The organism is Bradyrhizobium sp. USDA 223, assembly GCF_044909005.1.
Lineage (GTDB): Bacteria > Pseudomonadota > Alphaproteobacteria > Rhizobiales > Xanthobacteraceae > Bradyrhizobium > Bradyrhizobium yuanmingense.
This window is the reverse complement of the sequence record NZ_JBIYDR010000001.1, coordinates 4,719,475-4,742,425: the sequence shown is the minus strand read 5'-3', so window position 1 is coordinate 4,742,425 and position 22,951 is coordinate 4,719,475. Positions and strand designations below refer to the sequence as shown.

Below are 22,951 nucleotides of genomic sequence, written 5' to 3'. Positions count from 1 at the left end.
AGCTGCAACCTACCAAAGGAGCCCAATTCATGAGCCTGTATGGTGTTATGCGCACCGGCGTTTCCGGGATGAACGCGCAGTCCAACAAGCTGTCGACGGTCTCGGACAACATCGCCAACGTCAACACGACGGGCTACAAGCGGGCTTCGACGGAGTTCTCCTCGCTGATCCTGAAGAGCGGCTCCGGCAATTACGATTCCGGCGCTGTCGAAACCAAGGTCCGCTATGCCATCAGCGACGGGGGCAATACGCAATATACCACGTCGACCACGGACCTCCGCGTCCAGGGCAATGGCTTCTTCGTGGTGTCGAACGCCAACAACACGCAGCAATATCTGACGCGGGCCGGCTCGTTCGTGCCCGACAGCCAGGGCAACCTGGTCAACGGGGCCGGCTTTTATCTTCTGGGCCAGCCCGGCAACGTGACCAACTTCTCGCAGAACAGCCTGTCCGGCATGCAGATCGTCAACATCGCCCAGGTCTCGCAGGTGCCGGTGCCGTCAACGGCGGGGACGCTGACGACCGGCAACCTGGATCCGAAAGCGGCCGTCATTGCTGGCCCGCCTGGTCCGGCGTCATATTCATCGAAGAGCTCGATCGTGGCCTACAACAATATCGGCCAGGCCGTTACGCTCGACGTCTATATGTCCCACACGGCGACGGCTGCCGGCTCGGATACCTGGCAGATCGAAGTTTACGATTCCGCGACGGGCACCTCCCTCGGCGCGGCCACGACCTTCACCTTCGACACCACGGCGGCCGGGCGGGGCGCGCTCGCCGCGGCGAGCCCGACCGGTCTTGCCTTCACCGTTCCCGGCGGTGCGGCGATGACCCTGGACCTCTCGAACCTGACCCAGGTCGGCACCGACTTCAGCTTCAAGGCCACCGTCAATGGCAGCGTTCCTTCGGCCATCGAGAAGGTCGATATCGACGATGCCGGCCACGTGACGGCGATCCTCAAGAACGGGCAGCAGATGACGCTCTACACCATCATGCTCGCCGACGTCGCGAGCCCCGACAATCTGACGCCCGAACCGGGCAACGTCTATTCGACCAATATGAATTCCGGCAACGCGCAGGTCGGAAATGCCGGCACGGGTGGGCTCGGCACGATCCAGTCTAGTGCCCTGGAGGACTCCAACGTCGACCTTGCGGACGAACTCACCGGCATGATCGAGGCCCAGCGCGGCTTCACGGCGAACTCGAAATCGTTCCAGACCGGCTCGGATCTGCTGGACGTCGTCGTCAACCTGAAGCGCTGAGTTCTTCGGCGCTCGTTTTCGGGCAAGAGCACGCCATGTCGCTTACCGCCGCTCTCAACTCGGCTCGCTCCTCGCTCATGGCGTCGAGCGTCCAGTCGTCGGTCATCTCGCGCAACATCGCCGGGGCCAGCGCCACCGGCTATTCGCGCAAGCTCACCGTGCTGGACAATCTGCCTGGCGCCGGCGTCTATGTCGCGGCGATCCAGCGCGCCGCCAGCTCGGGCCTCTACAACAACGTCCTGATCGCGACCTCGTCGTCCGCCAAGCAGACCGCGATCTATGACGGCCTGCAGAAGATCGCCACCGCGACGGTGGACGATCCGGAGCTCGACCAGTCGCCGACGGCGCAGCTCAACGCGCTGAAGCAGGCGTTGCAGAAATATGCCAACGCCCCGGACAACGCCACGCTGGCGCAGGCGGCCGTCGCGTCCGCCAAGGACATGGCGACCGCGCTCAACCAGGCGACCCGGACCGTGCAGTCGGTCCGCGAAAGCGCCGATGCCGACATGCAGACGTCGGTTCAGAACATCAACCAGTTGCTCTCCCGGTTCGAGACCGTGAACACCGCGATCGTGAAAGGCACGATCTCCGGCGACGACATCACCGACTATCTCGATCAGCGCGACAGCATCGTCTCGCAGCTGTCGCAGGAGGTCGGCGTCAACATGTCGATCCGCCCCAATGGTGACGCGGCGCTCTACGCCGACAGCGGCGTCGTGCTGTTCGACAAGACGGCGCGGACGGTGAGCTTTGCGCCGACGAATGCCTACACCGCCGGCACCACGGGCAACGCCGTCTACATCGACGGGGTCCCGGTGACCGGCGCCAATTCGGTGATGCCGCTGAAGTCCCTGGGCAAGCTCGCAGGCCTCGCCCAGCTGCGCGACCAGGACACCGTCACCTATCAGAGTCAGCTCGATGAAATCGCACGCGGCCTGATCAATACGTTCAGGGAAAGCGATCAGACCGCCGCGGCGCTGCCCGACGTTCCCGGCCTCTTCACCTATCCGGGCGCACCGGCGATGCCGGCGAGCGCGACCGTCTCGGTGGGTCTCGCCGGCACGATCTCGGTCGCGGCCTCGGTCGATCCGACCCTGGGCGGCAACCCGAATCTGCTGCGCGACGGCGCGATCAGCGGCAACCCCGCCTACCGATACAACACCGCCGGCAACGGCGGCTATTCGGCCCGACTGCAGCAGCTCATCGGCGGCATGGATGCCGCGCAGCCGTTCGACGCAACGACGCAAGGCAAGCCGAGCGGCAGCCTGATCGACTTCGCATCGTCGTCGGCGAGCTGGATCGAGAATCAGCGCAAGGTCGCCAACGACAACTCCGAGTACCAGAGCACCTTGCTCAACCGCAGCATCACGGCGTTGTCAAACGTCAACGGCGTCAACATGGACGACGAGATGGCCTTAATGCTTCAGGTCGAGCGCACTTATTCGGCCTCGTCGAAGATCATCTCGACCGTCGATGAAATGCTGCAGAGCCTGCTGGCCGCCGTGGGGAACTAAGCCATGATGAGCGCAAATTACGTTTCCACCCTGATGCTGTCCTCGTCGTTGAGGTATTCGATCACGAACAATCAGGCGGCGCTGAGCAGGGCGTCGACCGAAGCGACCACCGGCCGCTTCTACGACGTTGGTCTGGAACTCGGTGCCTCGACGGGAAGCGACCTCACGCTGCGGGCGGACTGGAGCTTTGCCGACCAGCTCGTCGACACCAACGGTCTCGTCTCGGGACGCCTCGACGTGACGCAGAATCGGATCACCCAGCTCAGCAAGACCGCGACGGACTTCCTCAAAGACTTGATCGCGGCCCGCAGCACCGACGGCGGCGGGCGGGTCATCTTGCCGCCTGCAGCCTCCAATCTCCAGGACCTGATCGGCGCACTGAACGTCTCCTATAACGGCTCCTATCTGTTCTCGGGCATCAACACGCAGAACGCGCCCATCACGCCTTACGCCGCGGGCTCGGCCAGCAAAAACCAGGTCGATGCGGATTTTCTCGCGGCCTTCGGCTTCTCGCAATCCGCGCCCGGCGTGGCCACGATCACCCCGGCCCAGATGCAGACCTTCCTCGACACCACCTTTGATGCCGAGTTTGCCAGCCCGGCCTGGAACACCAATTGGTCGTCGGCGACAGACCAGACCATGCAAAGCCGCATCTCCACGACGGAGATCGCGGAAACGTCGGTGAGCGCCAACCAGATCGGCTTCCGCAGGCTCGCCGAGGCCTACACCATGATGGCCGACCTCGGGAACGTCAGTCTGAGCCAGGAGACGTTCCAGGTCGTCGTGGACAAGGCCATCGGCCTCGTCGGCAACGCCATCAACGATCTCGCGGCGCTCGGCGGCAGCGTCGGCACGGTCCAGCAGCGGGTCACCACCGCAACCGCCAAGCTCAAGACGCAGCAGGACATCCTGAACAATCAGATCGTCGGCATGGAGAAGGTCGATCCGACCGAAGCCTCGGTCCGGGTCAATACGCTGCAGACACAGATCCAGACCGCGCTGGCGCTCACCTCGCAGCTCCAGAAGATCAGCCTCATCAATTATCTCTGAGCCAAGGCTGCGCTGTCAGGCTCGTAACCTTTGTCCAGTTGTTCGGTTTTCTGCGAAGAGTGGTCCTGATGACGTTTGAAGCCTATGAAGCGGTCGTTGACGAAAGTGGCTATGAGGCGCGCAGCCGCGAGCGGCAGGCGCTCAGCCTCGGCATCGACCGGCTCGAGCGGATCCAGAAGGGGCGTTTCAGCCTCGAGGATCAGGTCGAGAGCCTGCTCTATGTGCGGCGGCTGTGGACGATCTTCATCGAGGATCTCGCGCACCCGGACAACGGCCTGCCGGACAAGCTGCGTGCCGACATCATCTCGATCGGCCTGTGGGTGGTCAAGGAGGCCGACCGTCTCCGCGAGCAGCGGTCCAGCGACGTGGTGCAGCTCATCGAAATCAACCGCCTGATCCGAGACGCGCTTTAATGAAGATCTCCTTGCGCGCGGGCGAACGGATCTACATCAACGGCGCGGTGCTCCGCGTCGACCGCAAGGTCTCCGTCGAGCTCGTCAACGACGTGATGTTCCTGCTCGAAGGGCAGGTCATGCAGGCGTCCGACGCCACCACGGCGCTGCGGCAGCTCTATTTCATCGTCCAGCTCATGTTGATGAACCCGACCGACGTTCGCGATGCTGCGGCGCTCTACGCCCAGCATCACGCGGCCTTGTGTGCCGTTTGCGAGAACCGCGAGATGCTCGATGGGCTCGGCGCGATCGACGAACTGGTCGGGGCGACCCGCTATTTCGAGGCGCTCAAGCGGATTCGCGCGTTGTTTCCGGTGGAGCAGGCCATCCTGGCCGGCGCCGCCGCCGTTTCCCCAGTCGAAGCTGCCTGACAGCGGAGGGACAAGATGAACGTCACCAGCGCGACCGACAGCACCAGCAGATCCAGCTCGACCGACACCAACTCGACGACGTCGAGCAACAGCGTAGACTACAACACGTTTCTCCAGCTCCTCATCGCCCAGATGAAGAACCAGGATCCGACCAATCCCATGGACACCGCGCAGTATATGAGCCAGTTCGCCCAGCTCTCGACGGTCGAGCAGGCGATGCAGACGAATGCGAAGCTAGACGCGCTGCTATCCTCGCAGTCCTTGTCGCAGGCCAACGGGCTGATCGGGAAGACGGTCAGCTTCACCGACTCGACCGGCGCGACCTTCAGCGGCAAGGTCGTCTCGGTCTCCATCAACAGCGACGGCTCCATCGCGACGCTTCAGGACGGCACCAAGGTCGCGGTCGGACCGGGCCTCACGATCAGCCAGTCATGAACGAGCGGGACGCCCTCGATATCGTCCAGGCGGCGATCTGGACCATCATCGTCGCCTCCGGGCCTGCGGTCGGCGCAGCCATGCTGGTCGGCACCGTCATCGCGCTGATCCAGGCCCTGACCCAGATCCAGGAGGTGACGCTGACCTTCGTGCCGAAGATCATCGTCATTCTCCTGGTCGTTGCCGTCTCCGGCTCCTTCATCGGCGCGCATCTGTCGACCTTCACCGAGATGGTCTATTCCAGGATCGAGCGCGGCTTCTGATCCGGCGGCCCCGGCACCATCCCCGCGTAAGCTTTGCGCGGCAGATTACGGGCGGACCCCCTGCCGGTGACCCATGGCCGATACGTTAGCTGCTAGCCCGCCCAATCCGCGCCGTCTCGGAACGGATGCCTTTTTCGCCGCCGGCATCGTGACCATGCTCACGATTCTGTTCCTGCCGATTCCTCCGATCCTGATCGACCTCGGCCTCGCGTTCTCGATCGCGCTGTCGGCCCTGATCCTGATGGTGGCGCTGTGGATTCAGCGTCCGCTCGACTTCTCGGCTTTCCCGACCGTGCTGCTGATCGCGACGATCCTGCGCCTCGCGCTGAACATCGCGACGACGCGCCTGATCCTGTCGCGCGGCGGGGAGGGTGAACATGCGGCAGGCCATGTCGTTGCCGGCTTCTCGCAGTTCGTCATGGGCGGCGACTTCGTCATCGGCCTCATCATCTTCGCGATCCTGGTAACGGTGAATTTCGTCGTGATCACCAAGGGCGCGACGCGTATCGCCGAAGTCGGCGCCCGTTTCACCCTGGACGCCATCCCGGGCAAGCAGATGGCGATCGACGCCGACCTGTCCGCCGGCTTGATCGACGACAAGGAAGCGCAGCGCCGGCGCCGCGAGCTCGAAGAGGAGAGCGCGTTCTTCGGCGCCATGGACGGCGCCTCGAAATTCGTCCGTGGCGACGCCATCGCCGGTCTCATCATCACCGCGATTAACATCTTCGGCGGCATCGTCATCGGCGTCACCCATCACGGATTGACTCTGTCCCGCGCGGCCGACGTCTACACCAAGCTCTCCGTCGGCGATGGTCTGGTGTCGCAGATGCCGGCTTTGATCGTGTCGCTGTCGGCGGGCCTCCTGGTCTCCAAGGGCGGCACCACGGGCTCGGCGGAGCAGGCGGTGCTGCGGCAGCTCGGCGGCTATCCGCGCGCGGTGTCGGCCGCCGCGCTGATGATGTTCGTGCTCGCTTTGATGCCGGGACTGCCGATGGCGCCGTTCGTGCTGCTTGGGGGTGTCATGGCCTTCGTCGGCTATTCGTTGCCGAAGCGGCAGGCCGCGCTGAAGCAGAAGGAGGAGGCCCGCAAGGCCGACGAGCGCGCCCAGGCTGAGGCCAAGGAGTCCGTCAAGGAGCAGCTCAAGACCGCCGAGATCGAGCTGGCGCTCGGCGGCCACCTTTCGGTCCATCTGTTGGGCTCGCGCACCGAGCTTGCCCACCGCGTGGCCAAGATCCGCAAGAAATTCGCCAAGCAGTACGGCTTCGTCATTCCCGAGATCAAGCTCACGGACAATCTGTCGATCGATCCCAAGAGCTACCAGATCCGGATTCACGACACGCGCGTTGCCCATGGCGAGCTCAGGCTCGGCGAGGTGCTGGTGCTGGTCGACAAGGACGGCAAGCCCGACGTGCCGGGCGACGAGGTGATCGAGCCCGCGTTCGGCATGAAGGCGCTGTGGGTGACGGAAGCCTTCACCGACGAAGTCAAGCGGCAGGGCTGCAAGCCGGTCGACAATTTGTCGGTGCTGCTCACGCATTTGAGCGAAGTGATCAGGGCGAACCTTGCCCAGCTGCTGTCCTACAAGGACATGCGCGCCCTGCTCGACCGGCTCGATCCCGAATACAAGCGCCTGGTCGAGGATCTCTGCCCGTCGCAGATCTCCTATTCGGGCCTGCTGGCGATCCTGAAGATCCTGCTTGCCGAGCGCGTCTCCATTCGCAATCTTCACCTGATCCTCGAGGCGATCGCCGAGATCGCGCCCCATGTGCGGCGCTCCGAGCAGGTGGCGGAGCACGTTCGGACCCGACTCGCCCAGCAGATTTGCGGTGATCTCTCCGACAATGGCGTGCTCAACGTGGTCCGTCTCGGCAACCGCTGGGATCTCGCTTTCCACCAGAGCCTGAAGCGCGATGCCAAGGGGGACGTCGTCGAGTTCGACGCAGACCCGCGCCTGATCGAGCAGTTCGCGACCGAAGCCAGCGCCGCGATCCGGAAATTCACCGAGAGCGGCACCAGCGCGGTGCTGGCAGTGACGCCGGAAGCGCGCCCCTATGTCCGGATGATCCTGGAGCGGGTGTTCCCGACTTTGCCGATCCTGTCGCATGTCGAAGTCGCGCGCAGCGCCGAGATCAGGGCGCTGGGAGCCATATCGTGATCTCAGGGCTCGCCGACAGCGTGCTGGTGACGTTCATCGTGTTTTGCCGCATCGGCGCCTGCCTGATGCTGGTGCCCGGCTATTCCAGCGTCAACGTTCCGCCCCAGGTGCGCCTGTTCGTCGCGCTGGTCACGACGTTTGCACTGACGCCGATCCTGATTGCCGTCCTGAAGCCGCTCACGGACAACGCGGCTCCCCTGACGCTCGCGCTCCTGATCTGTTCCGAGCTCGTGGTCGGCAGCGTCATCGGGCTCGGCGGGCGCGTGTTCTTCCTCGCCCTCCAGACTATGGCGACCATGATGGCGAGCGCGATCGGGCTGAGCAACATCCCGGGCACACCGATCGCCGACACCGATCCGGCGCCGGCCCTGGTGCCGCTGATCATGGCGGCCGTCACCACGCTGTTCTTCATGACCGACCAGCACTGGCAGGTGCTGCGGGGGCTGATGAACTCCTACGACGTCTGGAAGCCCGGCAGCAGGCTGGGCGGCAGCGTCGCGCTCGAGCTGCTCGTCGGCCGCCTTTCGGAAGCGTTCGTGCTGACGCTGCGGATCTCGAGCCCTTTCATCGTCTATTCGGTCATCGTCAACCTGGCGGTCGGCCTGATCAACAAGCTGACGCCGGCCATTCCGGTCTATTTCATCTCGGTGCCCTTCGTGCTGTTCGGCGGCTTCCTGCTGCTCTACCTCACCAGCGACGAGCTGCTGACGCAGTTCATGCTGGGCGCGTCGTCGTGGCTGGCGGAGTGACCGGGTCATGACATCGCGCGCGGACAAGCTCGGCCGGATGGTCTCGCTGATGAAGCTGCAGCTCCGGCTCTCCGAATGGCAGCTCGCTCAATTGCGGCAGCAGGAGCGCAGCCTGCAGGACGAGCAAGAATGGCTGGTCGGAGCCTTGAACGATGGAAAGCCGCCGGCGGGATCGTCGAACGAATCGATCGCGCGGCGTCTCAACAGGGCGAGCGTCGGCGCCCGTGCGGTGCAGGCGCAGGCCGTGCAGCAGCTCGACCAGGTTCGCAGGGAGACCCGCCGCGTGAAACAGATCGAGGAGGTCGCCAAGGCCGCACTCGCAGACAAGCTCCGCGATGCCGAGAAGCGCTCGCTCGAGGACATGACGGGAACGAGCCTTACCGTGCACGCCTGGACGCCACAGCCAGCCAACCGGAACAAGACATGATCGTGACAGCGACGCCCGACCTCGTCCTCGACGTCCTCGAAGCCGCGGACCCCGCGACGCAGCGCGCCGCGACCGCGAAGCTCGACGCGCTGAAATCGTCGGACGCCGATTTCGCCGCCACGATGGAGGCGGAAGTCGGCAAGGCCAAAGCGGCGACCGCCGATCAATCCGCGGCGAAAGTCGCGGAAGCGCAGTCGGGTGCCGTGAACGGGGCGCCGGTGCAGGTGATCAAGGCGCCGGCATCCGGTGAGGTTTACCGAAAGTTCGAAGCCTTCATCCTCCAGACCTTCGTCGAGACGATGTTGCCGAAGGAGTCGGAGGAGGTCTTCGGCAAGGGCACGGCTGGCGGCGTCTGGAAGTCGATGCTTGCAGAGCAGCTCGGCAGCCAGCTGGCAAAGGGCAACGGTGTCGGCATCGCCCGGCAGCTCGCCGCCGCGCATCCGGCTGGACCGGACGCTGCGAAGGCCAAATCATGATCCGCGAACGGGTGACAGAAGTTGAGAGGTGAATTTCCAATGCAGGCACAAGAAGGCGCGGTGGCCGTGGCGATGGACCAGGCGGTCGCGGACACCGAGATGGTGACGACGGAAGCCGCAGCGAGGGATGCGCTGCTGCCCGTGTTGCTGCCGATCGGGGGTGGCGAGGCAAGGGTCGACGCCGCCGACACGGTGAGATCGGACGAAATGCGTGGCCTGCTGGCCGCAATCCGCCGGCTCACAGGTATCGTCGAGGAGGAGACGACCGCGCTCGCGACCGGCCAGAAGATCGATTTCGACGACTTCAGCGCGCGGAAGAGCCGGAGCATGCTCGAGTTCGTCCGCCTGATGCGGGCGCGGATGCACCTTGGCGGCGAGGTCGAGATCACCGAGGAGATTCAGCGGCTGCGCGAGAAGCTCGAGCGGAATCGCTCCATTCTGGAAATGCACTACGACGCGGTCCGCGAAGTCGCGAGCATCATCGTCAAGGCGGTCAAGGACGCCGAGTCCGACGGCACCTATACCGGTCGCACAGCGCAGGACGGAAAATGATCAGGCTGGTGCTGGCCGGGCTCTGGGTATGCATCCTCACGGCGGGCACGAGCTATGCCGTCGCCTATTGGAAGGAGAAGGGCAGCCTGCTGCCGGCGAAGGACGAGTATCTCGAAGGGCTGCAATATCACAAGACGCGGGCGCTGAGCGTGCCGATGGTCGAAAACGGCAATGTCCAGGGCTACATCGTCGCGCGCTTCGTCTACACCATGGAGGCGCGGACCATGCACCAGCTGAACGTCCCGCCGGAGCCGTTCGTCGTCGACGAGGCCTTCCGCAGGATCTATGCCGACGATCGTCTCGACTTCAGGAAGCTCGCCCGTTACGACCTCGCCATCCTGACGACGGCCATCAAGCAGCGCGTCAACGAACGGATGCAGGGTGACATCGTCCAGGACGTCCTGGTCGAGGACTTCAATTACGTGTCCAAGGAAGAATTCCAGCAGAAGCCGTAGCGCGGGATGGCTGTATAAGCGCTGCTCATCCGATCGTCTCCGCCGCTGAACGTGCAACGGCCTCCGCGAAGTGCGGAGGCCGTTGTCGGTTCGTGCCAGGCTTGCGCCCTTGTCAGTTTCCGGCCGGGTATGCCGCGGGGGCGGCCTGCGCCCGCTTCAAGAGGATGCCGACGTCCTCGAGCTCCTGCACCGGCTCGTCGAGAGTTTCGCCCGCCGGGATGTTGAGGCGGTAGCCGACGTAACGCCTTGCCACGATCGCGTCGAAGCCGAGGCGGTCGCGGAGCTTCTTGCGCAGCTTGCTGACGTGGCTCTCGATCACGCTCTCGTCGAAGGTGGACTCGAAGATGCCGTAGACCGCGTTGAAGATCTGCGTCTTGGTGATCCACTTGCCGTGGTTGGCCACCATATATTCGAGAATGCGCAGTTCGCGGCGGGGCAGGGTGAGGGCGTGGCCCGCGATTTCGGGATCACGGCCGTTGAAGAAGACCTGGATCCTGCTCTCGCAGGGCCTCGGCAGCTCGCCCACCCGGCGGCGCGCGATCGCGGCCGTTCGTGCGAGGATCTCGCGCAGATGGATCGGCACGTGCACGACGTCGTCCACGCCCGATTCGAACAGCTCCAGCGTGTTCTTGAGCATCTTCTGGCCGCTCATGGCGATGATAGGAGCCGATGAGCGCTTGCGCATCGCCCGCGGCAGGCTTCCGCGGGCATCGCAATCCCCGAGGAGAAAAGCGTCCACCGCCGCCAGATCGGATTCGCTCGCAGATTGCAGCCAGTCCCAGAATTCTCCGGAGGAGAAGCCGATCGACGATACGCCTTCGCGAACGAGCCCTCCGACATAGCTGTTCGCGACGCTCTCACGATCATCAACGATAATATACATCAGTCTTTCGCCCCTGTTTCGCACTTGTTGCGGCCGGTTGGTTGTTGTGATGCCCCGGCTCGGCAACGATGCTGTTTGACGACATTCCATCCCGCGAACCGTTGTTGTGGTTTCGATATTCGCGGGCAGCCCTACGCGTTCAGCGCCTGCGTCTCGCAGGCCTGTTACTTCAACTCGATACTGAAACGCTTACTGCGTGAGGCTCGGCGGGTGTCTTACTGATCACCTCGCGGAGCAGGTTGAGAAACGACCTAGAACAGTTGCGCCAAGTTGCTCATCGCGTCCGAACACTGCTGAACCGTGTCGATCTCCTCGCCAACTGGCGAGAATCACTTGAGTAGAACCGTAGCGATTGCCGATTCCCGATCAAGCGTGCGTAAGAAAGCGATTGCTACACGCGCTTGATGCTGTTGATTTGTTTCAGGTTGTTTCTTGATGTATCAGATCGCATCAGTTGATTTTGATGCCAAACTAGTTTTGCATCGTGATGGTTGTATAGTTCCGCATCCCCGTACAATTACAGCTATTTCGGGTGGTGCTCCGGGGCACGCACATTGATGGGTTTTCAACCCCGGATTGACTCTGGAACTCGCTTTTCCGCATGCGGCAGTTCGACTCACGTCTGCGCCAAGACTCCAACTTGGTGAAATCTTGGCGTATGTGTGTCTTTCGAGTCGCACTATCGCCACGTGTATGACGCGATCGACTCATGCGATGTCGCATCGCGCGCGATGAACGGCTTTCGACCCGCACGTTTCAGGCAAGCTTCGGCAAATATCGTCGTTCGACAGACCGAAACCGAACGGAGCATTTTCATATGTTGTCCGATGGACAAGCTCGTCCCAACGCGACCGCGGATGCTTCCGCGGCGGCGAAGCCGGCGCCGGACGCGAGCGATGCAATGGACAACGCGGCGCGAACGACCAAGCCTGCCGCGAGCGAAAAGCGCGTATCGGCCGCGGCCAGCGACGAGGCTCTCGCAAAGGAGGCACTCGATGGCTTGAAGCGCATCCGTGCCAAGGCCCGCCTCGACAAGATGGCGATCCCGAAGCCCGCGCCGGCCGTGATCAAGCCGGCCGTGATCGTGGCGAAGCCGCCGCCACCCCGTCCGACATGGGTCGCGCCGCTCGCAACTCTGGCGGTCGCTGCCATGCTCGTGGTCTGCGCCTGCACCGGCGTGATCGCCTATCTCACCACGCAACCCGCGCCGAACAACGCTGCGGCCAATGCGGAAATCAGGATTCTGCGCGAGACCGTCGCGCAACTGCGCAAGCAGGTGTCGGGCGTGTCTGAAAACCTCGACGGCTTGCGGACCGCGGTCGATCAATCCAGCAAGGTCACGAACGATCGCTTCGGCAGGTTTGCCGAGAATCTCGACCGGATCGAGCGGGTGAGCTCGTCCTCCACGGTGAAGCTCGACAAGCTCGCTCAGGTGCAGGCCCAAGCCCAAGCCGCCCAAGCTCCCGCGCCGGCGACGGTGCAGACGCAGCCGGTGTCAGCGCAAGGGCCGATGATGGCCGCGGTCGCCGCGCCCGAGTTCACGGGATCGGTGCCCGCACCCGAGCGTGCGTCGGCGCCGCGCAAGGCGATCAAGGGCTGGGCGGTCCGCCAGGCCTATGAGGGGATCGCGATCCTACAAGGCCCGAACGGCGTCATCGAAGCCGTGCTGGGACAGCAGGTGCCCGGCCTTGGCCGCATCGAAGAGATCAGGAACGAGAACGGGCGCCTGGTGGTGGAAGCCAGCGGCGGTGTTATCTATTCGTCGCGCAAGGCGACGCCCTGATCGAGCCGCCTTCTACTGGCGGTGATGCTCGAAGCTGGTGCACAGCAGATCGACCTCCGCCTCGGCGATCGGTGCGCGAAACAGGCGGCAGCTGAACTCGGCCGTCGTCTTGCTGTCGGTATTGGCGCGATCCTCCCGCAGGAAGATGCACCGCTTGCAGACGTCGGTGTGGTGCCGCTGCTCGGCAGCATCGGAGTGGTCCAGCACGTGCCGGAACGTGTCGCGGAAGCGGATCTTGACCTCGTCGTCCAGAACGGCAATCGCTTCGACGAGGACGCTGACGGGATCGCGCATCAGGAACTTCTTGCCCTGCTGGGTCACGCTCAACGTCACCGACCGCTTGTCCGTGGCCGAGCGCTTCCGCTCGAGATAACCGAGCCGCTCGAGCTCGCCGATGATGAACGAGGCGGTGCCGCGCGTGGTGCCGACGTAGCTCGCCAGCGCCGAGGGGGTTCGGGAAAATCGGTTGGCGCGGGAGAGGAAGCGCAACGCCATCCATTCGCGGTCGCGCAAACCGTGCTTGGTGCCTTCGAACCAAAGGATGCGTGCGGCCTGCTCCAACAGTTCAATCGATTCACGAGCCAAATTCATTTCAGTTCCAGGTCGGATAACGTTTATTCAATTGGGCCTCAGGTAGCGCAATCGGGGCGGACGAGAAATGAGACTCGCTCGCGCTCCGTCGTCCGTTGCGGGCGAGCATCGCGCGTCGCGGGAAGAAGCCTCTGCGTTTCCGAAGATGGAACTTCCGGCCGTGGAACTAGGGTGTCACAAAGAAAGACCGGGTAAATCGCGCGGCCAAGATCCTCTGAAAATTTCAATCAAATGACCGCGGTTCGCACGTGATTTGGTGATGATGAGCGATGCGCAAGCAACATGATGTGTCACTGTCGTCACCCCGGCTGCCATTTGTTGCGGCAGGGCACGTCGGGTGCGCGCACAGGTGCATTCTCTACAGCGCCAAGAGGCTTGGCGGGCAGGGAAAGAACCATTCGTTTCGGTTAATGGATGTTGCGATGCAGTGCAGCCAGACGGTTAAGTCCGGCACCACGCCCCACGCTCCGGCGGACGGCGGACTAACGCAAGGATGAAGGGCGAGCCGCGTCCTCGCAGGCTGGTGACTTGCGTTTATCCGGCAATTATCGGCGAATGCGGCGCCCGAGGGGGCATCAGCATGGGAATCAGGAATGGGAAGATCGATGAGCTTTGAAACGACCGTGACATCCGACGTCGTTGGACTGACGAAAGTGGCTCCGCTCTCGCGGCGCGGATTCATGAGCGCCACCGCGGCCGTCGCCGCTGGCTACACCCTCGCGGCCGGTCCGGTCCGGGCCGACATCATCACGACGGATACCAGCGGCCTCCAGGCCGGCGATGCCAGGATCAAGGTCGGCTCCGAGGAAATGCCCGCCTATTTCGCCCGCCCGGCCGGCAACGCCAAGGCGCCGGTGATCATCGTGGCGATGGAGATCTTCGGACTGCACGAATACATCCGGGATGTGACGCGGCGCCTCGCCAAGCTCGGCGCGTTCGCAGTGGCGCCCGACTATTATTTCCGCAAGGGCATCGACCTGACCAAGGTCACGGATATCAAGGAGCTGCTGCCGGTGGTGAATGCTAAGCCGGACGCGGAGCTGTTGTCGGATCTGGACGCGACGGTGGCCTGGGCAGGATCGCAAGGCGGCGACACAACGAAGCTCGGCATCATCGGCTTCTGCCGGGGTGGCCGCACGGTCTGGGAATATGCCGCCCACAGCGGTGCGCTCAAGGCGGGCGTTGCCTTCTACGGGACCTTGGTCGATCCAGCCAACCCGTTGTGGCCGAAGAGCCCGCTGCAGCTCGCGCCCGAGATGAAGGCGCCGGTGCTCGGCCTCTATGGTGGCGCCGATACCGGCATTCCCGTCGCCCAGGTCGAGCAGATGAAGGCCACGCTCGAGCAGAGCAAGAAGACGGCCGACTTCAAGATCTACCCCGAAGCGCCGCACGGCTTCCATGCCGACTATCGCGGCAGCTACCGCAAGGACGCCGCGGAAGATGCCTGGAAGCAGGCAGAGGCCTGGTTCAAGAAATACGGCGTGTTGAGCTGACGCTGATTAATAAGGGCGGCCGGAGCGGCCGCCCTTTCTCTTTCAGGGCATGACGATCTCACTTCGTCATCGCGCCGTAGACGATGTCCTGGACCTGCTCGCGATAATACTTCCTGAGCTCACCCGGTGCCGCCGTCCCTACCACGACGACGAGACGCTCCTTGGGATCGCAGAAGAACTGCGTCCCGTAGGCTCCGTTCCAGGTGAACTCGCCCGGATTGCCGGGGACCGACGACAATCCTTCGGCCGTCCGGACCGCCACCGAAAGGCCGAAGCCGAAGCCGCCGCGATGCGGCTCGACATTAGCGACGTTGTTCTTGATCTCGGGGCCGAGATGGTTCGCCGTCATGTGACGGACGGTCTTCGGACCGAGGATGCGCTGGCCGTCGAGCTCGCCGCCGTTGAGCAGCATCTGTCCGAAGCGGATGTAGTCGCCGACCGTCGCGAAGGAGCAGGCGCCGCCACAATCGAACTTGGTTGGGGTGTCCAGGAGCTTGATGGCCTGCGGCTTGCCCGTCAGCGGATCGTTCGGGAAGGGGCGGGCGAGGCGCGGGCGCTGCGCCTCGGTCGGATGGAAGGTCGCATCCTTCATGCCGAGCGGCTGCCAGACATTGGCAGCGAGATAGTCGCCAAGCTTCTGCTCGCTCACCTTCTCGACGACAGCGCCGAGCACATCGATCGAAAAGCCGTATTCGAACGCGGTCGAGGGCTGCTGCGCCAGCGGCAGCTTGGTGATGCGATCGATGAAAGCCTGGGTGTCGCCTTCGATCGCCGGCGCAATGCCATCGGGATATTGCCGCGCCACCGGGCTCGATGAGTCGGGGCGGCCGCCATACATCAGCCCCGACGTATGCCGGTAGAGATCGTGGATGAAGATCGGCGAGGTCTGCGGTTCGAGCTTGAGTGATCCGTCCGCCTGAGGCACGCCGACCTTCATGTCGGCGAAGCCCGGGTAGTATTCGGACAGCTTGGCCTGGAGCGGCAGCCGTCCCTGCTCCATCAGCGTCAGGCCGGCGACCGCTGCCATCGGCTTGGTCATCGAGGCCAGCGCGAAGATCGCATCGAGCGGCATCGGCGTGCCCTTGGCCGGATCGAGCAGGCCATAGGCCTTGTAGTGGACGAGCTTGCCGTCGCGCGCGATGGCGACCACTGCGCCGGGAACGCGCTTGGCCGCGATCTCGCGCGCGAAGAAATTATCGAGGCGTGCAAGGCCTTGCTTCGAAAATCCGACATCGTCGGGACTGGCTTCGGGCAGCGGCGCAGCGCGCGCGGCGCCGAGCGTGACGACAGCAATCGTTGCCGCGATCATGGCGATCGTCTTATTCATTGCATTCTCCCAAGAGGCGAGCTCGTTGTGCAGTGGCTCGCTCGATGCCTAGATCATGACCGCACAGGGACGAAGTCAAGCGCGGGGGCGGCATGTCTGGGACGCATCGGAGCGCAGGAACCCTAACGTCCTTCGCCTGCGCGCCAGAGAGCGTCGAGGCCGTGCCGATAGGTGGGGCAGGCCAGCGTGACGTCGAGTTCGCGCTTCAGTTTCTCGTTGGAGACGCGGGCGCTGCTGGCATAGAAGCTGCGCGCCATCGCCGACATCTCGGCGGTGGCGAATGCTTCTTCCGGCGGCGGCGCCACGCCCATCAGCTGCGCGGCATAGCCGATCACGTCCTGCGGCGGCGCCGGCTCGTCGTCGCAGACGTTCCAAACGCCGCCGCCTTGGTGATGAATAGCGGCCATGATCGCGCTCGCGATGTCATCGACGTGGATGCGGTTGAACACCTGTCCCGGCTTGATGATGCGCCTCGCCGTTCCCGCGCGCAGCGTCGACAGCGCGTTGCGGCCGGGACCGTAGATGCCGGCAAGCCGCAGGATCGCGGCATCGCCGCCCGTCGCATCCGTCCAGGCCTGCTCCGCCGCGATCCGCATCCGCGTGCGGTCGAGGATGGCCTGCGGCGGCGTGCTCTCGTCGACCCACGCTCCACCGTGATCACCGTACACCCCGATGGTGGAGAGATAGACGACCTTGCGGCGGCTTCCCTGCAGAACGCCGCCAAACGCCGCGATCGCGGGATCGCCGCCGCTGCCGGGCGGGATCGACACTAGGAGGACGTCGGCGTCGCGAACCCGTTCAACCGTCTCGGGCGACGGAAGGCTGCCGGAAAACGGATGCACCTCGAGGCCGGCGAGATCATTCCGCTGCGCGGGATCGCGCACGGTGCCGGCGACATGCGAGAAGCTGTCGCCGTGCTTGCGGACGAAATGCCGCGCGCTGTAGCCGAGGCCGAGGATGAAGAGCCGCATGCGTCTCCCGTGCAGGTCGAAAGTTCCCGTTCGCGCGTCGCGCCCCGTTCGCTCATAAGAGATTTTTGGGTCCGGCAAAAGATATTGCGATTTGTCTCGCCCTCCGGCTCGGCCGATGCTCGCTTTACGCAGCGCCGGAAGGGAGGCATCGATCATGCAGACCGAAGGGTTGGTTCAGTCGCCAGCGGACGCCGCCGAACTGATCCGGGGCGCGGCCGCGCTGCTCTTCGACGTCGACGGCACCCTGGCCGAAACCGAGGAGCTGCATCGGCAGGCCTTCAATCTCGCCTTCGCCCGCCTCGGTCTCGACTGGCAGTGGGACCGCGCCGTCTACAAGGTCCTGTTGCGGGTGACGGGCGGCAAGGAGCGCATGCGCGCCTACCACGAAAGGCTAGTGACCGCTCCGCCCTTGTCGGACGGGGACATCGCAGAACTTCACCGCATCAAGACCGCGCATTATGCCGAATTGGTCGAGACCGGCCGCTGTCCCTTGCGGCCGGGCGTGACGGATTTGCTCAGGGCCGCGAAGGCGAGGGGCCAGCGGCTTGCGATTGCGACCACCACATCGCACGGCAATATCGATGCGCTGCTGTCGCAGGCGCTGGGCAAACGCTGGGCCGCGGATTTCGATGCGATCGTCGCCGGCGACGACGTCAGGCACAAGAAGCCGGCACCGGACGTCTATCTCGAGATCCTGGCGCGGCTGAAGCTCGAGGCACCCGATTGCGTTGCGATTGAGGATTCCGCCAACGGTCTGATCGCGGCCTCGCGCGCGGGCATCCCGGTTCTGATCACCCGCAGCACGTTCTTCGGAGGCGACGACTTCACCGGCGCGCATATCGTGCTCGACGATCTGTCGGAACTTTCGACCGCCAAACAAAAGCTGAAAAACAACCCCATGCACAGTAGATCACGGCGCCGTGATCGCCGTGCTCAGTGGACGCGGTGACTTGTTCTATCGTCCTCAGCCTGCTCGACAATCTGCGCGATCGGGCTGGACTGATGGTGCACCAGGCGCCAGTCGTCGCCGACGCGGCGAAAATGGTTCGCCGCAGCCAACGCGGTGCCGTCGACGATCTCGATGCAGAGCACGCGGGCGCTGTCGCCGTCGACGATGGCCTGCGGCTCGGCGCAGACGATCTGCGGCCGCTGCGGGTTTTGCAGGATGTCGCGCCAGCTTCCGATCACTGTGGCGCGGCCGATGATGGCCGGCCAGCCGGGATGGATGCAGGAGATGCCGTCGTCGTCCGCCCACATCCGTTCCATGCCGGCGAAGTCGCCGGTCGAGAACGCCGCGTAAAAGGCCGCGTTGGCGGCGATGACCTTGGTGTCGTTTCCCATCGCTCTCGGGTGGGGCAAGGACAGGCAAAAATCAAGCGCGACTTTCCGTCGACTTTGGCCGCAGTGCAGCATTCAGGATGCTGCCCGCGTCGTGGTCACGCTGAAACGTGCGTTGCCACGGCCCGCCGCGCGCCGTCGGCATAGAGGCGGCCGAGCGCCGCGGTAACAGCCTCGCGCAGGCGCGGCTCGGCGCCGAGCGGCCCGAACACCTTCGCCACCCCTAGCAGTGCCGGCGCGAGGCGCTCGGCAACGGGTCCTGCCTCGCGCGCCAGCGCGGCGAACTCGGCGGCGAATGGATCGCGCACGTCGATCGGCCGTCCCTGCTCGTCGACGCCGCTGACGTAGCGCATCCAGGCGGCGACCGCGAGCGCATGCGTTGCGATCGGCAGGCCTCTCGCAAGGCGATCCTGCATCGCGCCGAGCAGCCGCTGCGGCAGCTTTTGCGAGCCGTCCATGGCGATCTGCCAGGTGCGGTGGTGCAGCGCCGGATTGGCGAAGCGTTTGAGCAGCGAGGCGCGATAGGCGGCGAGATCCGTGCCTGATGGCATGGTCAGCGTCACCGCGGCCTCTTCCATCACCTGCGCGGCAAGGCGCGCAAAATGCGGATCCTGCATCGTGTCGGCGATGGTCTCGTAGCCGGAGAGATAGCCGAGATAGGCCAGCGCGGAATGGCTGGCGTTGAGGAGCCGCAGCTTCATCAGCTCGAACGGCTTGACGTTGCCGACGAGTTCGACGCCCGCTGCGGCAAGGTCCGGCCGGCCCGCGGTGAAGCGGTCCTCGACCACCCATTGCGTGAACGGCTCGGTCATGACAGGCCAGGCGTCGCGCATGCCGAGCGCAGATGCGACCGCATCGCGGTCGGCATCCGTCGTCTCCGGCACGATGCGGTCGACCATGGTCGAGGGGAAAGCAACCGTGTCGGCGATCCACTTGCCGAGTTCCCTAGAACGCAGCGCGGCGAACTGCGTGACGATCCGCTGCACGGTGTGGCCGTTGGCGGCGAGGTTGTCGCAGCACAGCACGGTGAAGGGCGAAAGACCCTGCGCCCGCCGCCGTGCCAGCGCGGCGACGATGAAGCCCGGCGCCGAGCGCGGCGCGTCGAAATTATTGAGGTCGTGCACGACATCAGGATGCCGCTCGTCGAGATCGCCGGTCTGCGGCGTGTGGCAATAGCCCTTCTCGGTCACCGTGAGCGAGACGATGCGGATGGCGGGACCGGCCATCCGCTCGATCAGGGCTGCCGGCTTCTCGCGCGCGACGACGCTGTCGAGCAGGGCGCCGATCACGCGGTGCTCGGTACCTTCGGCGGAACGCACGGCGACGGTGTAGAGATGGTCCTGCGGGGCGAGGGCGTCGCGCGTCTCCGGGCTGCGCAGGCTCGCGCCGATGATGCCCCAGGACATGCTGCCACTAGCAAGGCAATCGTCGATGACGACGGCCTGATGGGCACGATGAAACGCCCCGAGGCCGAGATGCACGATGCCGGGCGTGACGCGCGAACAGTCATAGGCCGGACGGCGGATGGCAGGTGCCAGCCGGTCGAGATTGGCGCGACCAAGGCAAGTGGAATCAAGGCGCATCGAGCTCTGGCGCATGGACGTCTTCCCTTTGCTTTGCCGCTGCTTGACATGGCGTCCGTATCAGGTCAATGCTCCGGTCAATTGGTAAGACCAATTTTCCAAAATTGGCGGGCCGCGGGCGCCGAAGGCGCCGCGCGAGACCTTTTCGGGAGGACCAGCGTGCCGCTGGAAGCTGTGGAGGCGAGACGGCTCTATCGCCAGGTCGCCGATCAATTGCGAAGCCTGATCGACAGCGGCGAGTACGCGGTCGGCAGCCGCTTGCCGACCGAACGCGAGCTCGCCGAGCAGCTCAAGGTGTCGAGGCCCACCGTGCGCGAAGCCTTGATTGCGCTCGAGGTCGAGGGCCGCCTGCGCATCCGCGTCGGATCCGGCATCTATGTGATCGAGCCCGCCGCAATCGCCGCGCCGGCGCCATCAGCGGTCATAGAAGGCCCGTTCGAGCTGCTGCGTGCCCGCGAATTCCTCGAAAGCGCCATCGCAGAGCAAGCCGCGCGCGTGGCGACCAAAGATGACATCGACCGCATCGACGCCGCGCTCGTCGCGATGGAGAATGTCGACCATCCTGGCGAAGCCTCGATGGTTCATGACCGCGCCTTCCATATCGCCGTGGCAGGATGTCTCGGCAATGCCGTGCTGGTGCGGGTGGTCGGCGAGTTGTTCGACCAGCGCCTCAATCCCTATTTCGCGCAGCTAGCGCATTATTTCGAGAACCCCACCACGTGGCGAACCGCGCTCGACGAGCATCGGGCCGTGCGCGACGCCATCGCTGCGCGCCGGCCGCTGACGGCCCATGACGCCATGCGCGATCACCTCGCGCATTCGCAGGAGCGCTTTGCACAGAATTTTGGTGCCGAGACATCAGCAGGGGCGCCGGCTGCACAGAAGCGGGCGGCGCCGTCCGGGGTTCAGCCGGCGAAATCAAAACGACCATCGAAGAAACGGGCCAAGAGCGGTGGCGCGCGGAGGCCATGAAATTGGGCGGTCCGTTCCGGTTCGGGGCGGGCAAACAAGAAGCAGACTTGAACGATGGAGGAAAAGTCGATGTTGAAGAAGATGACGATTGCAGCAGTGATGTCCGCCGCCACGCTGTTGGCGGCGACCAGCGCCAGCATGGCGCAGACCAAGCTCAAATGGGCCCATGTCTACGAGCCCTCGGAGCCGTTCCACACCGCCTCGGTCTGGGCCGCGCAGGAGATCGGCAAGCGCACCAACGGCCGCTATGCGATTGAGGTCTATCCGGCCTCGCAGCTCGGCAAGGAGACCGACATCAACCAGGGCCTCTCGCTCGGTTCGGTCGACATCATCATCTCCGGATCGAGCTTCGCGGCCAAGAGCTTCGCGCCGATCGGCGTGACCTACTATCCCTACACCTTCCGCGATGCCGATCATCTGCTCGCCTACACCAAGAGCGATATCTTCAAGGAGCTCGCCAAGGGCTATGAGGACAAGAGCGGCCACCACATCGTCGCGGTGACCTATTACGGCGTGCGCCAGACCTCGTCCAACAAGCCGATCAAGACCTGCGCGGACATGAAGGGCCTGAAGATCCGCGTGCCCGACGTTCCGGCCTATCTAGCGATGCCGCGCGCCTGCGGCGCCAACACCGCGCCGATCGCCTTCGCCGAGGTCTATCTCGCGCTCCAGAACGGCACCGTCGAGGCGCAGGAAAATCCGCTGACGACGATCGAGGCTAAGAAGTTCTACGAGGTGCAGAAGCACATCGTGCTGACCGGCCACATCGTCGACCATCTCAACACGGTGATCGCCGGCGCGCTGTGGAAGAAGCTCAGCGACGAGGACAAGAAGATCTTCACCGATGTGGCGCAGGAGGCCGCTGCCAAGGCAACGGGCGAGATCAAGCAGAACGAGGCCAAGCTGGTCGCCTTCTTCAAGGACAAGGGGCTGACCGTGACCGAGGTCGACAAGAACGAGTTCCGCGACACCGTGCTGAAGAACGTCGCGTTCGAGACGTTCGGATACCGCAAGGCCGACTGGGAGAAGATCCAGGCGGTGAAGTGACCGCCGCTTGCCCCGCCATAAGACCCTCATGGTGAGGAGCGCGAAGCGCGTCTCGAACCATGAAAGCCCAGGCGTCGCCCGGGGGCATCCTTCGAGACGCTTGCTTCGCAAGCTCCTCAGGATGATGAGCGGAGCAAGCGTGAGACAGTAGAACAAAGACGTCATTCCGGGTTCGACGCTGACGCGTCGCCCCGGAACGACGATTTGGAGAGAGGTAACATGTCCACCGCCGAAATCCACCGGCAGATCACCGCGAACGAGATCGCGCACACCTTCGAGGAGGAGGCGACGCCGAAGGTCGATCTCGGCGTCTACGCCTTCGAGGACTGGGTGGCGCTCGCGATCTTCTGGGTGATGGCGCTCGCCGTCTTCCTGCAGTTCTTCACCCGTTACGTGCTCAACGACAGCTACGCCTGGACCGAGGAGATCGCGACCTATTGCCTGATCGGCGTGGTCTTCATCGGCTCGTCGATGTGCGTACGGCTGTCGCGGCATATCCAGGTCGACCTCGTCTATCGCTACCTGCCGCATGCCGTAGGGCGCGTGCTGTCGACCGCGATCGACCTGATCCGGATCGCCTTCTTTGGCTACGCCATCAAGCTGGTCTGGGTCTACATCAGGATCATCGGCGACGAGCAGATGACCACCATCAATCTTCCCAAGGACTATGTCTATTACGCCGTGTTGCTCGGGTTCGTGCTGATGCTCGCACGCTCCGTGCAGGTGGCAATCCAGAACTGGCGGCAGGGTTACTCGGTCCTCGAACGTCCCGGTGCCTACGACGGATCGGAAGGATAAAACC

The 22,951-nt window shown here is 64.2% G+C and carries 25 protein-coding genes; 19 read left to right on the top strand and 6 right to left on the bottom strand.

The features are described 5' to 3' along the window. The first annotated feature begins 29 nt into the window (after nt 1-29). From ABIA40_RS22070 to ABIA40_RS22010, 13 genes are all read left to right on the top strand, one after another. On the top strand, nt 30-1,262 hold the full coding sequence (locus ABIA40_RS22070; RefSeq protein ID WP_275497112.1) for a flagellar hook protein FlgE: 1,233 nt from the start codon (nt 30-32) through the stop codon (nt 1,260-1,262). 35 nt (nt 1,263-1,297) lie between these two features. Next, the gene (flgK, locus tag ABIA40_RS22065; protein WP_404543235.1) at nt 1,298-2,776 is read left to right on the top strand and encodes a flagellar hook-associated protein FlgK; all 1,479 of its coding nucleotides are present in this window, start codon (nt 1,298-1,300) and stop codon (nt 2,774-2,776) included. Nucleotides 2,777-2,779: 3 nt separating this feature from the next. Further along, on the top strand, nt 2,780-3,826 hold the full coding sequence (locus tag ABIA40_RS22060) for a flagellar hook-associated family protein (RefSeq protein ID WP_275497110.1): 1,047 nt from the start codon (nt 2,780-2,782) through the stop codon (nt 3,824-3,826). A 68-nt stretch (nt 3,827-3,894) separates the two neighbouring features. Beyond that, entirely contained in the window at nt 3,895-4,239 is a 345-nt protein-coding gene (gene flaF, locus ABIA40_RS22055) for a flagellar biosynthesis regulator FlaF (protein ID WP_157281887.1), read from the top strand. Beyond that, complete coding sequence (gene flbT, locus ABIA40_RS22050; protein ID WP_157281885.1) at nt 4,239-4,649, top strand: flagellar biosynthesis repressor FlbT; 411 nt, start codon at nt 4,239-4,241, stop codon at nt 4,647-4,649. Before flaF ends, flbT begins: the two co-directional genes overlap by 1 nt. Nucleotides 4,650-4,664: 15 nt before the next feature. Further along, nucleotides 4,665-5,084: a flagellar hook assembly protein FlgD gene (gene flgD, locus ABIA40_RS22045; protein ID WP_036007048.1), complete on the top strand. Its 420-nt coding sequence runs from the start codon at nt 4,665-4,667 to the stop codon at nt 5,082-5,084. Beyond that, entirely contained in the window at nt 5,081-5,347 is a 267-nt protein-coding gene (fliQ, locus tag ABIA40_RS22040) for a flagellar biosynthesis protein FliQ (protein WP_025034323.1), read from the top strand. The genes flgD and fliQ overlap by 4 nt, the downstream gene beginning before the upstream one ends. A 73-nt stretch (nt 5,348-5,420) precedes the next feature. After that, nucleotides 5,421-7,502 (top strand): flagellar biosynthesis protein FlhA, encoded by a 2,082-nt coding sequence (flhA, locus tag ABIA40_RS22035; protein WP_271542083.1) that lies wholly within the window; start codon nt 5,421-5,423, stop codon nt 7,500-7,502. After that, a complete protein-coding gene (gene fliR / locus ABIA40_RS22030) occupies nt 7,499-8,251 on the top strand; it encodes a flagellar biosynthesis protein FliR (protein WP_271542082.1) in 753 nt (250 codons plus the stop codon). The genes flhA and fliR overlap by 4 nt, the downstream gene beginning before the upstream one ends. A gap of 7 nt (nt 8,252-8,258) precedes the next feature. After that, a complete protein-coding gene (locus ABIA40_RS22025) occupies nt 8,259-8,678 on the top strand; it encodes a hypothetical protein (protein WP_404543233.1) in 420 nt (139 codons plus the stop codon). Further along, nucleotides 8,675-9,154 carry a rod-binding protein gene (locus ABIA40_RS22020; RefSeq protein WP_198399646.1) on the top strand — a complete coding sequence of 160 codons (480 nt, stop codon included), beginning with the start codon at nt 8,675-8,677 and terminating at the stop codon, nt 9,152-9,154. The genes ABIA40_RS22025 and ABIA40_RS22020 overlap by 4 nt, the downstream gene beginning before the upstream one ends. A 39-nt stretch (nt 9,155-9,193) precedes the next feature. Then, nucleotides 9,194-9,706 (top strand): flagellar biosynthesis protein FlgN, encoded by a 513-nt coding sequence (locus ABIA40_RS22015; RefSeq protein ID WP_404543232.1) that lies wholly within the window; start codon nt 9,194-9,196, stop codon nt 9,704-9,706. Then, on the top strand, nt 9,703-10,161 hold the full coding sequence (locus tag ABIA40_RS22010; protein WP_036007081.1) for a hypothetical protein: 459 nt from the start codon (nt 9,703-9,705) through the stop codon (nt 10,159-10,161). Before ABIA40_RS22015 ends, ABIA40_RS22010 begins: the two co-directional genes overlap by 4 nt. A gap of 112 nt (nt 10,162-10,273) precedes the next feature. On the opposite strand, the gene ABIA40_RS22005 is transcribed toward ABIA40_RS22010, so the two are convergent. Then, nucleotides 10,274-11,044, bottom strand: a complete 771-nt coding sequence (locus ABIA40_RS22005; RefSeq protein WP_157281875.1) for a response regulator transcription factor — start codon at nt 11,042-11,044, stop codon at nt 10,274-10,276. An 817-nt stretch (nt 11,045-11,861) separates the two neighbouring features. Here ABIA40_RS22005 and ABIA40_RS22000 point away from each other — a divergent pair. Continuing rightward, entirely contained in the window at nt 11,862-12,827 is a 966-nt protein-coding gene (locus tag ABIA40_RS22000; protein ID WP_404543230.1) for a hypothetical protein, read from the top strand. A 12-nt stretch (nt 12,828-12,839) separates the two neighbouring features. On the opposite strand, the gene ABIA40_RS21995 is transcribed toward ABIA40_RS22000, so the two are convergent. Beyond that, complete coding sequence (locus ABIA40_RS21995; protein ID WP_271542079.1) at nt 12,840-13,418, bottom strand: MarR family winged helix-turn-helix transcriptional regulator; 579 nt, start codon at nt 13,416-13,418, stop codon at nt 12,840-12,842. Nucleotides 13,419-14,023: 605 nt separating this feature from the next. Here ABIA40_RS21995 and ABIA40_RS21990 point away from each other — a divergent pair. After that, nucleotides 14,024-14,911 carry a dienelactone hydrolase family protein gene (locus ABIA40_RS21990; RefSeq protein ID WP_271542078.1) on the top strand — a complete coding sequence of 296 codons (888 nt, stop codon included), beginning with the start codon at nt 14,024-14,026 and terminating at the stop codon, nt 14,909-14,911. Nucleotides 14,912-14,969: 58 nt separating this feature from the next. Here ABIA40_RS21990 and ABIA40_RS21985 read toward each other — a convergent pair whose 3' ends face one another. Both ABIA40_RS21985 and ABIA40_RS21980 read right to left on the bottom strand, forming a co-directional pair. Beyond that, nucleotides 14,970-16,238 carry a serine hydrolase gene (locus tag ABIA40_RS21985; RefSeq protein ID WP_157281867.1) on the bottom strand — a complete coding sequence of 423 codons (1,269 nt, stop codon included), beginning with the start codon at nt 16,236-16,238 and terminating at the stop codon, nt 14,970-14,972. 122 nt (nt 16,239-16,360) lie between these two features. Next, the gene (locus tag ABIA40_RS21980; protein ID WP_404543229.1) at nt 16,361-17,209 is read right to left on the bottom strand and encodes an SDR family oxidoreductase; all 849 of its coding nucleotides are present in this window, start codon (nt 17,207-17,209) and stop codon (nt 16,361-16,363) included. Between the two features lie 154 nt (nt 17,210-17,363). On the opposite strand from ABIA40_RS21980, the gene ABIA40_RS21975 reads away from it, so the two are divergent. Then, complete coding sequence (locus ABIA40_RS21975) at nt 17,364-18,158, top strand: HAD family hydrolase (protein ID WP_404543227.1); 795 nt, start codon at nt 17,364-17,366, stop codon at nt 18,156-18,158. On the opposite strand, the gene ABIA40_RS21970 is transcribed toward ABIA40_RS21975, so the two are convergent. Both ABIA40_RS21970 and ABIA40_RS21965 read right to left on the bottom strand, forming a co-directional pair. Further along, nucleotides 18,143-18,550 (bottom strand): nuclear transport factor 2 family protein, encoded by a 408-nt coding sequence (locus ABIA40_RS21970; RefSeq protein ID WP_157281862.1) that lies wholly within the window; start codon nt 18,548-18,550, stop codon nt 18,143-18,145. The two genes, ABIA40_RS21975 and ABIA40_RS21970, sit on opposite strands and share 16 nt — an antisense overlap. Nucleotides 18,551-18,645: 95 nt before the next feature. Continuing rightward, nucleotides 18,646-20,130 carry a mannitol dehydrogenase family protein gene (locus ABIA40_RS21965; RefSeq protein ID WP_404546307.1) on the bottom strand — a complete coding sequence of 495 codons (1,485 nt, stop codon included), beginning with the start codon at nt 20,128-20,130 and terminating at the stop codon, nt 18,646-18,648. Between the two features lie 159 nt (nt 20,131-20,289). Here ABIA40_RS21965 and ABIA40_RS21960 point away from each other — a divergent pair, with 159 nt between their 5' ends. From ABIA40_RS21960 to ABIA40_RS21950, 3 genes are all read left to right on the top strand, one after another. After that, nucleotides 20,290-21,102, top strand: a complete 813-nt coding sequence (locus ABIA40_RS21960) for a FadR/GntR family transcriptional regulator (RefSeq protein WP_404543225.1) — start codon at nt 20,290-20,292, stop codon at nt 21,100-21,102. An 81-nt stretch (nt 21,103-21,183) separates the two neighbouring features. Beyond that, the gene (locus tag ABIA40_RS21955) at nt 21,184-22,149 is read left to right on the top strand and encodes a sialic acid TRAP transporter substrate-binding protein SiaP (RefSeq protein ID WP_404546305.1); all 966 of its coding nucleotides are present in this window, start codon (nt 21,184-21,186) and stop codon (nt 22,147-22,149) included. Nucleotides 22,150-22,368: 219 nt separating this feature from the next. After that, nucleotides 22,369-22,947, top strand: a complete 579-nt coding sequence (locus tag ABIA40_RS21950) for a TRAP transporter small permease (RefSeq protein WP_404543224.1) — start codon at nt 22,369-22,371, stop codon at nt 22,945-22,947. Nucleotides 22,948-22,951 lie beyond the last annotated feature (4 nt).

What these genes read in the sequence shown, in the direction of transcription:
- ABIA40_RS22070 (WP_275497112.1), top strand. Translation starts at nt 30, where the DNA reads ATGAGCCTGTATGGTGTTATGCGCACCGGCGTTTCCGGGATGAACGCG.
- flgK (WP_404543235.1), top strand. Translation starts at nt 1,298, where the DNA reads ATGTCGCTTACCGCCGCTCTCAACTCGGCTCGCTCCTCGCTCATGGCG.
- ABIA40_RS22060 (WP_275497110.1), top strand. Translation starts at nt 2,780, where the DNA reads ATGATGAGCGCAAATTACGTTTCCACCCTGATGCTGTCCTCGTCGTTG.
- flaF (WP_157281887.1), top strand. Translation starts at nt 3,895, where the DNA reads ATGACGTTTGAAGCCTATGAAGCGGTCGTTGACGAAAGTGGCTATGAG.
- flbT (WP_157281885.1), top strand. Translation starts at nt 4,239, where the DNA reads ATGAAGATCTCCTTGCGCGCGGGCGAACGGATCTACATCAACGGCGCG.
- flgD (WP_036007048.1), top strand. Translation starts at nt 4,665, where the DNA reads ATGAACGTCACCAGCGCGACCGACAGCACCAGCAGATCCAGCTCGACC.
- fliQ (WP_025034323.1), top strand. Translation starts at nt 5,081, where the DNA reads ATGAACGAGCGGGACGCCCTCGATATCGTCCAGGCGGCGATCTGGACC.
- flhA (WP_271542083.1), top strand. Translation starts at nt 5,421, where the DNA reads ATGGCCGATACGTTAGCTGCTAGCCCGCCCAATCCGCGCCGTCTCGGA.
- ABIA40_RS22025 (WP_404543233.1), top strand. Translation starts at nt 8,259, where the DNA reads ATGACATCGCGCGCGGACAAGCTCGGCCGGATGGTCTCGCTGATGAAG.
- ABIA40_RS22020 (WP_198399646.1), top strand. Translation starts at nt 8,675, where the DNA reads ATGATCGTGACAGCGACGCCCGACCTCGTCCTCGACGTCCTCGAAGCC.
- ABIA40_RS22015 (WP_404543232.1), top strand. Translation starts at nt 9,194, where the DNA reads ATGCAGGCACAAGAAGGCGCGGTGGCCGTGGCGATGGACCAGGCGGTC.
- ABIA40_RS22010 (WP_036007081.1), top strand. Translation starts at nt 9,703, where the DNA reads ATGATCAGGCTGGTGCTGGCCGGGCTCTGGGTATGCATCCTCACGGCG.
- ABIA40_RS22005 (WP_157281875.1), bottom strand. Translation starts at nt 11,044, where the DNA reads ATGTATATTATCGTTGATGATCGTGAGAGCGTCGCGAACAGCTATGTC.
- ABIA40_RS22000 (WP_404543230.1), top strand. Translation starts at nt 11,862, where the DNA reads ATGTTGTCCGATGGACAAGCTCGTCCCAACGCGACCGCGGATGCTTCC.
- ABIA40_RS21995 (WP_271542079.1), bottom strand. Translation starts at nt 13,418, where the DNA reads ATGAATTTGGCTCGTGAATCGATTGAACTGTTGGAGCAGGCCGCACGC.
- ABIA40_RS21990 (WP_271542078.1), top strand. Translation starts at nt 14,024, where the DNA reads ATGAGCTTTGAAACGACCGTGACATCCGACGTCGTTGGACTGACGAAA.
- ABIA40_RS21985 (WP_157281867.1), bottom strand. Translation starts at nt 16,238, where the DNA reads ATGAATAAGACGATCGCCATGATCGCGGCAACGATTGCTGTCGTCACG.
- ABIA40_RS21980 (WP_404543229.1), bottom strand. Translation starts at nt 17,209, where the DNA reads ATGCGGCTCTTCATCCTCGGCCTCGGCTACAGCGCGCGGCATTTCGTC.
- ABIA40_RS21975 (WP_404543227.1), top strand. Translation starts at nt 17,364, where the DNA reads ATGCAGACCGAAGGGTTGGTTCAGTCGCCAGCGGACGCCGCCGAACTG.
- ABIA40_RS21970 (WP_157281862.1), bottom strand. Translation starts at nt 18,550, where the DNA reads ATGGGAAACGACACCAAGGTCATCGCCGCCAACGCGGCCTTTTACGCG.
- ABIA40_RS21965 (WP_404546307.1), bottom strand. Translation starts at nt 20,130, where the DNA reads ATGCGCCTTGATTCCACTTGCCTTGGTCGCGCCAATCTCGACCGGCTG.
- ABIA40_RS21955 (WP_404546305.1), top strand. Translation starts at nt 21,184, where the DNA reads ATGACGATTGCAGCAGTGATGTCCGCCGCCACGCTGTTGGCGGCGACC.
- ABIA40_RS21950 (WP_404543224.1), top strand. Translation starts at nt 22,369, where the DNA reads ATGTCCACCGCCGAAATCCACCGGCAGATCACCGCGAACGAGATCGCG.